This is a genomic window from Devosia sp. Root413D1 (assembly GCF_001425235.1).
Taxonomy (GTDB): domain Bacteria; phylum Pseudomonadota; class Alphaproteobacteria; order Rhizobiales; family Devosiaceae; genus Devosia_A.
On the sequence record NZ_LMEA01000014.1, the window covers coordinates 101,976 to 115,126 of the forward strand.

A 13,151-nucleotide genomic window follows, 5' to 3' on the forward strand; every position below is an offset into this window, starting at 1 on the left:
CCATCAGCTGGCGCGGGCTGCGAGTTGGGTCCCAGCTTTCGCTGGGATGACACCGTGGTTGTGGCGCTGATCAGTGAACACCTAACTATTGAAACCAGGCATCCCAATGTCCGCCCCCTCCAATCCACGCCTCGATCGCTACACTCCCGTTGACCACGCCAAGGTCGATTTCACTGGCGGGTTCTGGGAGAGCTGGAGCGAGACGGTGCGTAAGGTCACCGTGCCGACGCAGCACCAGCGGCTCGACGAGGAGGGGTTCCTCGAGGTGCTGAACTTCCACCTGCCGCCGGCGCCGCTGGTTCGCCCGATCCAGCCGAGCGGGCTTTCCATGCAGCACTTCTTCGACAGCGATTTCGGCAAGTGGATCGAGGCGGCGAGCTATACGCTGAAGGCGCATCCCAACCCGGAGCTCGAAGCAAAGATCGACGAGATCGTCGAGCAGCTGGCCAAGGGGCAGCTGGCGGACGGTTACCTCAATTCGTGGTTCATCCGGCGCGAGCCGGAGAAGCGCTGGACGAACCTCCGCGACCTGCACGAGATGTATTCGATGGGCCACCTGCTCGAGGGGGCCGTCGCCTATTTCGAGGCGACCGGCAAGCGGCGCTTTCTGGAGGTGATGAGCCGCGCCGTCGACCACATCATCGACACCTTCGGGCCCGAGCCGGGGAAACTGCGCGGCTATGATGCGCATGAAGAGATCGAGATCGCGCTGATCAAGCTGCATCGCATCACCGGCGACCAGCGGCACCTCGACCTCGCGACATTCTTCGTCAACGAGCGCGGCCAGCAGCCGGCTTACCACGACGAGGAGGCGCGGCGGCGTGGCAAGGACCCCAGGGACTATATCTTCAAGGATTACTCCTACAGCCAGGCCCATATGCCGGTGCGCGAGCAGACCCAGGTGGTGGGCCATGCGGTGCGCGCCATGTACCTGTTCTCGGCGATGGCCGACGTCGCCGCCGAAACCGGCGATCTCAGCCTGTTCGCTGCCGCCGACCGGCTGTTCGACAACCTGACCGGACGGCAGCTCTATGTCACCGGCGGGCTGGGACCCGCCCATGCCAATGAGGGGTTCACGCGGGAATACGACCTGCCCAACGTCACCGCCTATGCCGAGACCTGCGCGGCGGTGGCGCTGGCGTTCTGGGGCCATCGCATGGCGCAGATCGAGCTCGACGGGCGCTTCACCGACCATGTCGAGCTGGTGCTGTTCAACGGCGCGCTGTCGGGGATCTCGCGCGATGGCGAGCACTATTTCTACGAGAACGTGCTCGAGAGTCACGGCGATAACAGGCGCTGGAAGTGGCACTATTGCCCGTGCTGCCCGACCAATATCGCCCGGCTGATCGCCTCGCTCGGCAGCTATTTCTATACCACGAAGCCCGACGAGCTGGCGGTGCACCTCTATGGCGCCAACACCGCCGAGGCGGTGCTGGGCGATACCGTGGTCAAGCTGAGCCAGGAGACGCGCTATCCCTGGGATGGCGACATCCGGCTCGGCATTTCGCCGGCGACGCCGAAGCGCTTTGCGCTCAGGCTGCGGGTGCCGGGCTGGTGCGGCGAGGCGAAGCTCAGCGTCAACGGCGCCTTCGTGCCGCTTGAGGTGACCAAGGGCTATGCCACCATCGAACGCGAGTGGCGGGCCGGCGACGAGGTGCGGATCGGTTTCGCCATGCCGGTCGAGCGGCTCTACGCCAACCCCGAAGTCACCGAAGATGCCGGGCGGGTGGCGCTGAAGCGCGGGCCGGTGGTCTATTGCCTCGAAGAGGTCGATAACGGCTTTGTGCCGCAGCGGCTGCGGCTGGCGCCGGGGGCGGCGATCGAGACGGCGTTCGATCCCGACCTGCTCGGTGGCGCGGTGACGCTCAGCGGCAGCGCAGTGAAGGCTGGTGATGCCGGCTGGGGTGGGGCGCTCTATCGCAACGCGCCTTCGACGCTGGAGCCGACGCGCTTTACGGCGATCCCCTATCACCTCTGGGCCAATCGCCAGGCGGGCGGCATGCTGGTGTGGCTGCTCGAGGCCTAGCACCCCTCCCCTCAAGGGGGAGGGGTGCAGAACAGGCATAGCCGGAAGCAGCCGTTGCAATCGCCGGTGGAACCGGCTTTCTAGCGCCGAGAGCAGGCTGAATGCAGGAGAATCGTCGTGGCTGCTATGCGCGGGGCGACAAAGAAGGGCAAAGCGGCGCCGGATGGCAGCGAGCCGGTGCGGGTGCGCGGGCAGGGGGCGCAGACCGTCTATGAGAAGCTGCGCCAGTCGATCCTCGACCTGACGCTGGAGCCGGGCGCGCCGCTGGACGAGGTGGGGCTCTCCGAGCAGTTCGAGATGTCACGCACCCCGATCCGCGAGGCGCTGGTGCGGCTCTCGGCCGAGGGGCTGGTGACGACGCTGCCCAACCGCAGCACCATCGTCTCGTCGATCGATTTTGTGCAGCTGCCGATCTATTTCGAGGCGCTGACGCTGATGTATCGGGTAACGACGCGCGGCGCCGCGGTGCACCGGCGCGACAGCGACATGGTGACGATCCGGAAGCTCCAGGCCGCCTATGCCGATGCGGTGGCGCAGCGCGACGCGCTGAAGATGATCCAGTCCAACCGCGATTTCCACGTGGCGATCGCCGCCGCCGGCGGCAACAGCTATTTCACCGGGCTGTTCACCCGGCTGCTCGATGAAGGACGGCGGATTCTCAGGCTCTACTACCAGAGTTTCGACGACACCCTGCCGCGCCAGTATGTCGATGAGCACGAGGCGATGGTTGCGGCGGTGGCGGCCGGAGATGCGGAACTGGCGGACAGGCTCGCGGCCGGCCACGCGGCGCAGATCGTGCGGCAGATCCAGAGCTACATCGCGCGGGACACGACCTCGCATATCAGTTTGGCGTCGTAGCTGGCAGTCAGCGGCCCTCTCCGTTAAGGCGCCGGCCTCTCCGTAGTCCCCCCGCGTGGCGGGGGGGCGGATGAGGGCGAAGGTCCTCACCGCGGGGGACCAGCGAAGCTGGTGGTGGGGGAGCTAAACTAACCGTCGACTCTTGCCGCCCCCTCCACCGCCTTCGGCGGTCCCCCTCCCCCGCCACGCGGGGGAGGATTACCGACTGCCAGCTTCGCGCTAGCCTTCCACCAATGGCAGCAGCATCGAGAATCTTGCGCCGCCGGTGGGGGACTCCGTGACCGCGACGCGGCCTTTGTGGCGCTGGACGATGGAGGCGACGAGGTTCAGACCCAGGCCGGCGCCGGTGGCCAGCGGCTTGATACGGTAGAACGGCTCGAAGATGCGTTCGCGGTCGGCGGGGGCGATGCCGGGGCCGTCGTCCATCACCGAGACGGTGCCGTTGGGGCTGACCTCGACGACGATCTGGCCGTGATTGGCGGCATGGACGATGGCGTTCTGCACCACATTGGCGAGGGCGCGGGTGAGGCTGCCTTCGTCGCCGCGGATCAGCACCGGGTGATCCGGCGCGTTGAGCCCCAGTTCATAGCCGGCGTTGAGGGCGAGCGGCGCGAGATCGCTGACCACGGTGCCGGCGAGTTCGACCAGGTCGAGCGGCTCCATCGTGGTTTCGCCCAGGTCCATGCGCTGCAGGTCGAGCAGCTGGTCGGCGAGGCTCGAGAGGCGGGCGACATCCATCAGCAGCCGGGCCTTTTCGGGGAAGGGCTCGGCGGTCTCCAGCCGGGTCTGCAGGATGGCGATCGGGGTGCGCAGCTCGTGGGCGGAATCGGCGAGGAAACGCTCGCGCTGCGCATAGGCCTTGTCGAGCCGGGCGAGGCCACCATTGACGGCGTCGACCAGAGCGCGGACCTCCTGCGGCACGTTCTCGGTGGGCAGCTGCGTGCCGCGGGCATCGATATCGATCAGTTCGGCCTGCTCGGCGGCCTGCTTCAAACCGCGCAGCTCGCGGCGGATCACCTTGGGGATGATGATGGTCGTGGCAATGCTGGTGATGGCGAGCAGGGCCAGGCTGAACAGGGCCCAGAAGCCGGCAACGAACGACACCACACCGATGGTCCGCCCACCGCCCGAGACCACCATGACGTCGCCGATCTGGCTCTGGTGCTTTTCGAGCTGCAAGCCATCGGCCTGCGAGCCGGCGCGCGGGCGGACGTCGACCGAGGCGAATTGCCAGAGCTCGCCGTGCAACTCCTCGTAGTAGATGGGCATCTTGCCGTAGGAAACCTCGGTGCCCGCCTCGGTCGCGGCAACGAACCAGACCGCCGGCCTGTCGGCGATCAGTTGCTTCAGCTTGGAGGTCATCTCGATTTCGGCGCCACCGCCGGCGGCCGGCCGGATCGCCTCGGCGAAGGTCGCGGAATTGCCTGGGTCGAGCGGCGGCGCATCGATGAAGCGGAGCGCCGGGTAGATGCCGAGCGGGAACACCACCAGCGCGAAGAACAGCAACAGCGCCACCGCCTGCACCTGGATCATGCGGCGGGTGAGGCGGCGTTCGAGCCGGACGATTTTGGGTTTGCGGGTCATGACTGCCTGAGGAGGTAACCGACGCCACGCACCGGATGGATTTCGACGGTGCTGCCGGCTTCGGCGAGCTTGCGCCTGAGGCGCGAGATATGGGCTTCGAGCGAATTGGACTGGATCTCGTCGTCCGAACCGTAGACGTCCTCCTCGAGCAGGGCGCGGCGCACGGTGCGGCCGGACCGGCGCATCAGGCTTTCGAGCACCAGGTATTCGCGGCGCGGCAGATCGACCTTTTCGCCATCGACGAACACGTCGCCGTGGTTGAGGTCGAGCGACAGGTTGCCCATCGCCAACGGCGCGGTTTCCACCTGGCTGGGCCGTCGCAGCACGGCGCGGAGCCGCGCCACCAGCTCGTCGACGACGAAGGGTTTCGCCAGATAGTCGTCGGCGCCGAGGTTCAGGCCCTCGATGCGGTGATGGGCGCCGCCCATGGCGGAGAGCACGACGATCGGGGTGTGCGGGCGGCGTTTGCGGATATGGGCGATCAGCGAGGCGCCGTCGCCATCGCCGAGCTGCCGATCGAGGATCACCAGGTCATGCGCCACCGTCTCGATCGCCTCGATGGCGAACTCGATCGAGGGCACGTGATCGGTGACGAAATCGTGCTTCTCCAGCGCCGCGCGCAGCAGCGCCGCCATGTCGGGCTCGTCTTCAACCAGCAATAGCCGCATCGGCACCTCCTTCGTCGTCATCGCCGATCAAGCTTGCCGAAAGCTTGCGCCGACCGAGGCGGCCCGCGCAACCGACCCATGCGCGCTGCGCCGGGGCCACGCAAGGTTCATGCAAGCTTGGCGGCAGACAAGCCATCGCTCGCAATGCCCCGGGGTCTCCCAGGGCGGCGAGACGTTTGGACCCATCACCCTGAGGACTGCGCCATGGACGAGCCCGCAATCCAGCCCGCCGCGAAACCCGAGTGGGCGCTGAGCCGGCGCGAACTGAAGAAGCGGGCGCTGCTGGCGGCCGGCATCCAGCCGGCGCGCTTCCCCTGGCTGTGGGCCGGTGCCGCCGTGGTGGTGGTCGGCCTCGCGGTGTTCGTGTTGCCGCAGTTCCTTGCGCCGCAGGCCTCGACGCCGACCGAAACCGCCGCAACCGCGCCGGATGTGGTGAAGCGGCTGCTCACGATTGACGTCGCCACGGCCGAGCCGGCGACGCTGTCGGAAACGCTGAAGGCGACGGGCTCGCTGATGCCGCGACGTTCCATTGCCATCGCCTCGCAGGTCAACGGCACGCTGAAGAGCGTCGACGTGCGGATCGGCGACCAGGTGAAATCAGGCGATGTGCTGGCGACGGTTGATGTCGAAACCTCCCAGATCCAGCTCAGCCAGCAGCGCAGCACTGCCGCGGCGACCCGGGCGCAACTGGCGCAGGCCGAGAACCAGCTCGAGCGCACCTTGCGCCTGGCCGATAGCGGCCTCACCCCCAGCGCCACTGTGGAATCCGAGAAAGCCTCGATCGAAGCGCTGAAGGCCAACCTCGCGGCGCTCGAGGCGCAGGTTGCCGGCGCCGAACTGGTGATCCGCAACGCCACCATCACCGCGCCGTTCGACGGCATCGTCGCGGCGCGCTCGATCGAGCCGGGCCAGCTGATCACATCAGGGGCGGCTCTGTTCGATCTCGTCGATCTCTCGATGATGGAAATGACCGCCTATGTGCCGGTGAGTGCCAGCCCGAAGCTGTCACCGGGGCAAGGGGTATCCCTTACGGTCGAGGGACTGCCCGGCCAGAGTTTTGCCGCGACCGTCGAGGGCGTCAGCCCGGTCGCGGCCAAGGGCACCCGCACCGTGCCGGTGCTGATCTCGGTGCCCAACCCCGAAGGCAAGCTGCGTGGTGGCATGTTCGCCTCGGGCAGCATCGTCATCGAAGAGACGCAGGGGGCGTTTGCCGTGCCCGACGCGGCTTTGCGCGAGGATGACGAGGGGACGCATATCCTCAGGATCGCCGATGGGGCGCTGGTGCGCCAGCCGGTCGAGATTGCGCGCAAGTGGGTGTCGAGCCGGATGACCGAGCTCGCCTCGGGCCTCGTGGCTGGCGAGAGCTATGTCTCCGGCCAGCTCGACGATCTGAAGCCCGGCATGCGCGTCACCGTGGTGGAGAACTGAGCCATGTTCCTCACCAAGATCAGCGTCCGCCACCCGGTTTTCGCCACCATGGTCATGGTGGCGCTGCTGGTGTTCGGCCTCTACTCCTACTCGCGCCTCTCCATCGAGCAGATGCCCAATATCGACCTGCCGGTCGTCGCGGTGGTGGTGAACTATCCCGGCGCCTCGGCGCAATCGGTCGAAAACGACATCATCAAGCCGATCGAAGACGCGGTGAACTCGATCAGCGGCATCGATACGCTGCAATCGATCGCGCAGCAGAACGCGGCGATGATCATCATGATGTTCGACATGGAGGTGAGCTCGGTCGACGCGGTGCAGGAGGTGCGCGACAAGATCGCCGGCATCGAAGCCAACCTGCCCGATAATGCCGATAAGCCGCGGGTGCTGCGGTTCGATCCCAATGCCATGCCGATCATGTCGCTGGCCATCCGCTCCGACAAGCTCAGCTCGCGCGAGCTGACGCAGCTGGCCGATGACGTGGTGGTCAACCGGCTGCGCAATATCCCGGGCGTCGGCAGCGCCGATCTGGTCGGCGGGGTGCCGGCGCAGCTCGATGTGCTGGTCGATCCGGACCGGCTCGACGGGTTCGGCGTCAGCATGTCCGAGGTGATCTCGGCGATCCGCCAGAACAATCTAGACCTGCCGGCCGGAACCATCACCGAGGGCGCGGTGTCGCGCGCCATCCAGGTCGAAGGCCGGCTCGAGGATGTCGAGGATTTCCGTAACATCATCGTGTCGCGCACCGGCGGCCAGGCGGTGCGGCTGGGCGATGTGGCGACCATCACCCAGGGGCAGGGCGACGAGGAAAGTCTCGCCTTCATCAATGGCGAGCGGGCGCTGGCGATCAACATCATCAAGGTGCAGGGCGCCAACACGGTGGGCGTGGCGAAGGCCGTGCACCAGGAGCTCGAGCGGCTTCAGGAGCGCGAGCTGCCCGAGAGCGTCAGCATCGACGTGGTGGCCGACAATGCCGTGCCGGTGGAGCAGTCGTTCCACACGGTGCAGAACATGATCGTCGAAGGCGCGGGGCTCGCCGTGCTGATCGTGTTCCTGTTCCTCAACTCGTGGCGCTCGACCGTCATCACCGCGCTGACGCTGCCGATCTCGATCATCGGCACGATGACAGTGCTGTTCGCGCTCGGCTTCACGCTCAACATGATGACGCTGATGGCGCTGTCGCTGTCGGTGGGCATCCTGATCGACGACGCGATCGTGGTGCGCGAGAACATCATGCGGCACCTGCATATGGGCAAGAACCACGTGCAGGCGGCGCTCGACGGCACCAACGAGATCGGTCTCGCGGTGCTGGCGACGACGCTGTCGATTGTTGCGGTGTTCCTCCCCGTCGCCTTCATGGACGGCATCATGGGGCGGTTCTTCCTGCAATTCGGCGTCACCGTCTCGGTGGCGGTGCTGATCTCGCTGTTCGTCGCCTTCACGCTCGACCCGATGATGTCGTCGGTGTGGCACGACCCGGATTCCGAGCCGGGCGCCAGGCGCGGCCCGCTCGGCCGGGCGGTGGCGAAGTTCGACCAGTTCTTCGAGTGGTGCGCCGGCGGCTATCGGGCGCTGCTGCGCTGGTGCCTGAGGCATCGGATGACGACGCTCGCCACCGCCGTGGTGCTGTTCTTCGCCAGTTTCGCTTTGGTGCCGCTGGTCGGGTTCGAGGTGACGCCGGCCACCGACAACAGCGAGTTCCAGGTCGAAGTGGAGACGCCGCAGGGCTCCTCGCTCGACTATACCGGCCAGAAGGTCCGGCAGGTGGAAGCGCTGCTGCGCACGCTGCCCGAAGTGAAGCGCACCTATGCCACCGTCGCCGGTGGGCAGGGCGTATCGAGCAACAATGCCGGCACCGTCGTCGTCACCATGGTGCCGCCGGGCGAACGCCAGCTGATGCCGCACGAAATGACGGCGCCAGTTCGAGATCTTCTCGCTCAGGTGCCCGGGGTGAAGACCATTGTCGGCGTCTCGAGCGGTTTTGGCAGCCTGAGCAAGCCGATCCAGGTCACCGCCTATGGCGACAGTTTTGCGGTGCTCGGCGACCTCACCGACCAGCTGGCGGCAAAGCTCGCCCAGATCCCCGGCCTCACCGATATCGAGACGTCGCTCGATGCGGCGCAGCCGATCGTCGGCATCCGGGTCAACCGCGAGCTCGCCAGCGAGGCCGGCATCTCGCTGCAGCAGGTGGGCGCGGTGCTGCAGCCGATGCTCAGTGGCGAGGAGGTCAGCGAATGGACCTCGCCGGCGGAAGAAACCTACAAGCTGGTGGTGCGGTTGCCGGAAGGCGAGCGCAACAGCGTCGAGCTGCTCTCCAACCTGCCGATCAGCCGCAATGACAGCGCGGTGATCCGGCTCGGCGACATTGCCGAGATCGAAACCTCGACCGGCCCGGCCGAGATCAACCGGCAGGACCTGTCGCGGCAGGTGACGGTCGACGCCAATATCAGCGGCGCCAATATCGGCGAGCTGATGCCCAGGATCCAGGCAGCGATCGACGCGATCGAGATGCCGGCGGGCTACCGCATGTCGATGGGCGGCGATGCCGAGCAGCTGGGCGATATCGGCTCCTCTGCCGGCTCGGCGCTGCTCCTCGCAGTGGTGTTCATCTACCTGGTGCTGGCCAGCCAGTTCGGCAGTTTCGTCCAGCCCATTGCCATCATGATGGCGCTGCCGCTGTCGCTGATCGGCGTCCTGGTCGGGCTGCTGATCGGCGGCTCGACGCTCAACATGATGTCGATGATCGGCTTCATCATGCTGATGGGCCTTGTGGTGAAGAACGCCATCCTGCTCGTCGACAATGCCAACCAGCACGTGCGCGAGGGCTGGAACCTGTTCGATGCGCTGGTCGAAGCCGGGGGCACCCGCTTCCGCCCGATCATCATGACGACGCTCGCCATGGTGTTCGGCATGCTGCCCTTGGCGCTGAGCCTCCATGAAGGCTCGAGCCAGAACGCGCCGATGGCTCATGCAGTGATCGGCGGGCTGATCAGCTCGACGCTGCTGACGCTGGTCGTCGTTCCCGTGATGCTGACCTACACCGACTCGTTGAGCGGACTGGTCAAGCGTGTGCTGCGTCGGCGCGAGCCGGCGCAGCATCACCCAACGCCTGCGGCGGCCGAGGTCGCCCCGCACTGATTCGATAACCCAAGGACTGATCATGATCACCGCACCGGCTTTGCAGGCGCGCGCCGCGCGCCTGCCCCGACTGCTCGTTGCCATCAGCATCGCGGCGCTCTTGGCGGGCTGTTCCTCGCTCGCCTACCAGAAGCCGCAGATGGCGGTGGCCGCCGCGTTTAGCGCCTCGTCTAACGCTAGAGTTTCCGTCGACAACAGCAACAAAGCGTGGTGGACGGCGTTCCGCGACCAGCGGCTGAGCCGGCTGATCGACCGCGGGCTTGCCCAGAACCTCTCGATCGCCCAGGCGGTGGAGCGGATCAACGAGGCCAATGCCGCACTGATCGCCGTCGGCGCCACCGTGCTGCCCTCGGCCTCGGGCAGCGCCACCGGGCGCGAAAGCGGCGGCTCGGGGGCATCGAGTTCGTCGGTGACCTATGGCGCCACCGCGTCGTGGATGCTCGACCTGTTCGGGCAGTATGCCAATTCGAGGAAGGCCGCCGAGGCCGGTCTTGATCAGGCCTACCTCTCGGTCGATACGGCGCGGCTGACCTTCCTGTCGGAACTCACCAACGCCTATATCGACCTGCGCTACTATCAGGAATCCCTGGCGCTCACCCGCTCGAGCCTTGCCACCCGCCAGCAGACGCTGGAACTGACGCAGTCGCTGCTTTCTAACGGCGCCGGCTCGCAGCTCGATGTGCTGCAGGCGCAGAGCGCGCTCGATGCCGCCTCGCTGCAGCTGCCGAGCCAGGAGCTGGGGTTCGTGCGCAGCCTCAACCGGCTGGCGACATTGACGGCGCAATCAACGGGCGCGATCGAAAAGGACCTGATCAAGGGCGCGCCGCAGCCCTGGCCGCGGGCCAAGGTGAATGCCGGCGTTCCGGCCGACCTGATCCGGCAGCGGCCGGACATCCAGGCGGCCGAGCGGGCGCTGCTGGCGGCGACCGCCAATGCCGGGATCGCCGAGGCGCAGATGTATCCGTCGATCACGCTCAGCGGCAATATTCAGCTGGCGGCGCTGGCCGGCGGCAATACCACCAGCTGGGGGTTCGGGCCGACGCTCAGCCTGCCGTTCCTCGATGGCGGGCGGGCCAAGGCCAACCACCAGGCGGCGTTGTCGAAAGTGAACCAGGCTTATCTCAGCTGGCAGAGCGCGGTGCGCGGCGCCATCGAGGAGACCGAAAACGCGCTGGCCGCGGTGCGTCGCGACGGCCGCAGCATCGACGCGGCGACCAAGGTGTCGGACAGCGCGCAGCGGCAGCTCGAACTGGCGCGGAAGAGCTACCAGGAAGGGCAGGGGCAGATCCTCGACGTGCTCAACGCCGAACGCAGCCTGTTCGATGCCAAGGCCCAGCTGGCAACGTCGACGCGGCAATATGCGAGCAATTACGTGGCGCTGAACGTGGCGATTGGTGGCGGGATCGGGGCGTTGGCGGGGAAGTGAGCGAGTCCTGCGGTTCCGACATAGCGATCAACTGCCGGCAGACGGCCCCCTCCTTAGCCATTCGAGCGTAGCTCTCATGGCCTTCTCCCCTCAAATCGCTCCGCTGGAGCGATTTGCCCTTCGGGACGGCTCGAAGTCCCCCATAAAGGGGGAGGTGCCCCGCCAGTGCGTTGGGCACGATCGAAGACAGAGCCTCGGCTCTTCACCTCCCCCTTTATGGGGGAGGCCGGGAGGGGGCCGTCTCTATCAGTCAGCGCCCAAGATCAGGCCGTCTCACCGCTCCGGCATCCCCGCCTCCACCCAGCGGACGAACAGCGCGATCTGCTCCTCTGCCAGCGGGTAGCTCAAGAACGGCATGCGCGGGGTGCTGATGCCCTTCAGCCGGCGGATCAGTTCGCTGCCTTCGGGGTCGCCCGGCAGCAGCACCGGGCCATCCTTGCTGCCGGCGATCGCCAGGGCGTAGCTGTCGAGGCGCAGGCCTTTCCCGGCGCCCTGGGCGGAATGGCACATCACGCAGTGCTTGGTGACGATGGGGTTGATATCTGCCCAGGTCGGCGGCTGGCCCACGGCTTCTGCCGCCGCTGTCGCCTGGCTGAAGCAGATCAGGAGTAGAGCGACAAAAGTCCGCTGCATGGTGGCGACCAAAGTCAGTGTTCGAACGAGGAGGTGAAATCATCCTGGCGCATAAGCACTAGCACATCCTCAGTCACAGCGCGCGAAGTGCATCGCATGGTGGCGAAATAGTCTTTGTAAATACGTGTCGTCGCTGATGAATCTGGCGTCAGCTGTTACTGGATACGCCTATTCGCGGCGTGATATGCTGCCCTCCTCGCAGCCGCCGGCCGCCCGCCTGCGGCGTCTCGCGTGGGAGGAAGAACATGAGAAGACTGGTTCTGCTTGCACTGGCTGCTTCGTTCTGCCCGATGGTCGCGTCGGCCGCCGATGTCAGCCTCGACGACATGCGCAAGGCCGTGGACAAGTACAAGGACGTGAAGGTGGCGCTGGCGGATGGTTACATCCTGCCCGAAAACCATTGCGTGTCGGCCGCCAATTCCGGATTGCCGGCCGAGCTTGGCGCTATGGGGCTCCACTACATTCACCCGGGCTTGCTCGAGATCACCGGCACCGCCCCCAAGGTGGACGGCAAGAGCACCTACACCGACTGGATGAAGCCCTCGGTGCTGATCTATGAGCCGCAGGCCGATGGCACGCTCGAGCTGGTGGCGGTGGAGAACCTGGTGTTCCAGGCGGCCTGGGATGCGTCGGGCAAGACCGAGGAGCTGGTGCTCAACGGGCGCGCCTGGGACCACATGGCCGACGACCCGGCGACCGCCGGCGACGAGGCGCATGGCTTCATGCCGCATTACGACCAGCATGTCTGGCTCTACCGCACCAACCCGGCGGGCGACCTGATGCCGTTCAACCCAGCGGTGACCTGCGACCACGCTGAGCACAAGATGTAGGAACTGTCACCGGCGGTGCCACAGCGCCCCCTCTCCCCAAAGGGGGGCGCAAGAAGCGCCCCCGGGGGGCGAGGGGACGTTGGGGCGCTGCCGGTGCTAGATCGCCGCGGAGTTCTCCGCTCGCTCGGCAAACTGCCGGCGCGCCGTAACGATACGGTCGCGGTTGTTCAGCGCGATCGAGCCGAGCCGCTTCACCCCGCCGACCAGTTCCTCGCCCAGCTCGGTCAGTTCGTATTCGACCCGCGGCGGAATCGTAGCGAAGGCGGTGCGCTCGACGAAGCCATCCCGCTCCAGTTCCCTGAGCGTCGCCGCCAGCTGTTTCTGCGCCACGCCGCCGACATCGCGGGCGATTTCGCCGAAGCGCAGCCGGCCGGTTTCCAGCGCCACCAGCACCGGCACGGTCCAGCGCGCTCCGGTCAGGTCGAACACTTCGCGGACGATGGTTGCGTCTGGCTTGGTCATTTTCGGCACCTCGATTCACACAGGTGCACCCTGCGCCAGCAAGCTTGCGACAGGCTTGCAGGTGCGGCAGTCGGCAGTTGGGAGTCGGCAGTCGTGGC

Annotated in this window: 10 protein-coding genes; 6 read left to right on the top strand and 4 right to left on the bottom strand. The window is 66.6% G+C overall.

What is annotated here, in order from left to right:
* The first annotated feature begins 106 nt into the window (after positions 1-106).
* Together ASC89_RS27415 and ASC89_RS27420 are read left to right on the top strand one after the other, a co-directional pair.
* Complete coding sequence (locus ASC89_RS27415; RefSeq protein WP_056004146.1) at positions 107-2,026, top strand: glycoside hydrolase family 127 protein; 1,920 nt, start codon at positions 107-109, stop codon at positions 2,024-2,026.
* Positions 2,027-2,152: 126 nt separating this feature from the next.
* The gene (locus tag ASC89_RS27420; RefSeq protein ID WP_056004148.1) at positions 2,153-2,884 is read left to right on the top strand and encodes a GntR family transcriptional regulator; all 732 of its coding nucleotides are present in this window, start codon (positions 2,153-2,155) and stop codon (positions 2,882-2,884) included.
* A 219-nt stretch (positions 2,885-3,103) separates the two neighbouring features.
* Here the strand turns inward: ASC89_RS27420 and ASC89_RS27425 are convergent, their stop codons facing one another.
* Together ASC89_RS27425 and ASC89_RS27430 are read right to left on the bottom strand one after the other, a co-directional pair.
* Positions 3,104-4,468 carry a cell wall metabolism sensor histidine kinase WalK gene (locus tag ASC89_RS27425; RefSeq protein ID WP_056004151.1) on the bottom strand — a complete coding sequence of 455 codons (1,365 nt, stop codon included), beginning with the start codon at positions 4,466-4,468 and terminating at the stop codon, positions 3,104-3,106.
* The gene (locus ASC89_RS27430) at positions 4,465-5,136 is read right to left on the bottom strand and encodes a response regulator transcription factor (protein ID WP_056004154.1); all 672 of its coding nucleotides are present in this window, start codon (positions 5,134-5,136) and stop codon (positions 4,465-4,467) included. The genes ASC89_RS27425 and ASC89_RS27430 overlap by 4 nt, the downstream gene beginning before the upstream one ends.
* 204 nt (positions 5,137-5,340) lie before the next feature.
* Between ASC89_RS27430 and ASC89_RS27435 the strand changes: the two genes are divergently transcribed.
* The 3 genes from ASC89_RS27435 to ASC89_RS27445 are packed head-to-tail and all read left to right on the top strand — an operon-like array spanning position 5,341 to position 11,128.
* Complete coding sequence (locus ASC89_RS27435; protein WP_056004158.1) at positions 5,341-6,564, top strand: efflux RND transporter periplasmic adaptor subunit; 1,224 nt, start codon at positions 5,341-5,343, stop codon at positions 6,562-6,564.
* Positions 6,565-6,567: 3 nt separating this feature from the next.
* Positions 6,568-9,702: an efflux RND transporter permease subunit gene (locus ASC89_RS27440; protein ID WP_056004162.1), complete on the top strand. Its 3,135-nt coding sequence runs from the start codon at positions 6,568-6,570 to the stop codon at positions 9,700-9,702.
* Between the two features lie 22 nt (positions 9,703-9,724).
* Positions 9,725-11,128, top strand: a complete 1,404-nt coding sequence (locus tag ASC89_RS27445; RefSeq protein ID WP_056004165.1) for an efflux transporter outer membrane subunit — start codon at positions 9,725-9,727, stop codon at positions 11,126-11,128.
* 273 nt (positions 11,129-11,401) lie between these two features.
* Here ASC89_RS27445 and ASC89_RS27450 read toward each other — a convergent pair whose 3' ends face one another.
* Complete coding sequence (locus ASC89_RS27450) at positions 11,402-11,761, bottom strand: c-type cytochrome domain-containing protein (protein ID WP_156384800.1); 360 nt, start codon at positions 11,759-11,761, stop codon at positions 11,402-11,404.
* Between the two features lie 245 nt (positions 11,762-12,006).
* Here ASC89_RS27450 and ASC89_RS27455 point away from each other — a divergent pair, with 245 nt between their 5' ends.
* The gene (locus tag ASC89_RS27455; protein ID WP_056004171.1) at positions 12,007-12,591 is read left to right on the top strand and encodes a hypothetical protein; all 585 of its coding nucleotides are present in this window, start codon (positions 12,007-12,009) and stop codon (positions 12,589-12,591) included.
* 96 nt (positions 12,592-12,687) lie between these two features.
* On the opposite strand, the gene ASC89_RS27460 is transcribed toward ASC89_RS27455, so the two are convergent.
* Positions 12,688-13,053, bottom strand: coding sequence for a helix-turn-helix domain-containing protein (locus ASC89_RS27460; RefSeq protein ID WP_056004175.1), 366 nt, complete (start codon positions 13,051-13,053; stop codon positions 12,688-12,690).
* Between the last annotated feature and the right edge of the window lie 98 nt (positions 13,054-13,151).

What these genes read in the sequence shown, in the direction of transcription:
- ASC89_RS27430 (WP_056004154.1), bottom strand. Translation starts at nt 5,136, where the DNA reads ATGCGGCTATTGCTGGTTGAAGACGAGCCCGACATGGCGGCGCTGCTG.
- ASC89_RS27420 (WP_056004148.1), top strand. Translation starts at nt 2,153, where the DNA reads ATGCGCGGGGCGACAAAGAAGGGCAAAGCGGCGCCGGATGGCAGCGAG.
- ASC89_RS27425 (WP_056004151.1), bottom strand. Translation starts at nt 4,468, where the DNA reads ATGACCCGCAAACCCAAAATCGTCCGGCTCGAACGCCGCCTCACCCGC.
- ASC89_RS27445 (WP_056004165.1), top strand. Translation starts at nt 9,725, where the DNA reads ATGATCACCGCACCGGCTTTGCAGGCGCGCGCCGCGCGCCTGCCCCGA.
- ASC89_RS27455 (WP_056004171.1), top strand. Translation starts at nt 12,007, where the DNA reads ATGAGAAGACTGGTTCTGCTTGCACTGGCTGCTTCGTTCTGCCCGATG.
- ASC89_RS27460 (WP_056004175.1), bottom strand. Translation starts at nt 13,053, where the DNA reads ATGACCAAGCCAGACGCAACCATCGTCCGCGAAGTGTTCGACCTGACC.
- ASC89_RS27440 (WP_056004162.1), top strand. Translation starts at nt 6,568, where the DNA reads ATGTTCCTCACCAAGATCAGCGTCCGCCACCCGGTTTTCGCCACCATG.
- ASC89_RS27450 (WP_156384800.1), bottom strand. Translation starts at nt 11,761, where the DNA reads ATGCAGCGGACTTTTGTCGCTCTACTCCTGATCTGCTTCAGCCAGGCG.
- ASC89_RS27415 (WP_056004146.1), top strand. Translation starts at nt 107, where the DNA reads ATGTCCGCCCCCTCCAATCCACGCCTCGATCGCTACACTCCCGTTGAC.
- ASC89_RS27435 (WP_056004158.1), top strand. Translation starts at nt 5,341, where the DNA reads ATGGACGAGCCCGCAATCCAGCCCGCCGCGAAACCCGAGTGGGCGCTG.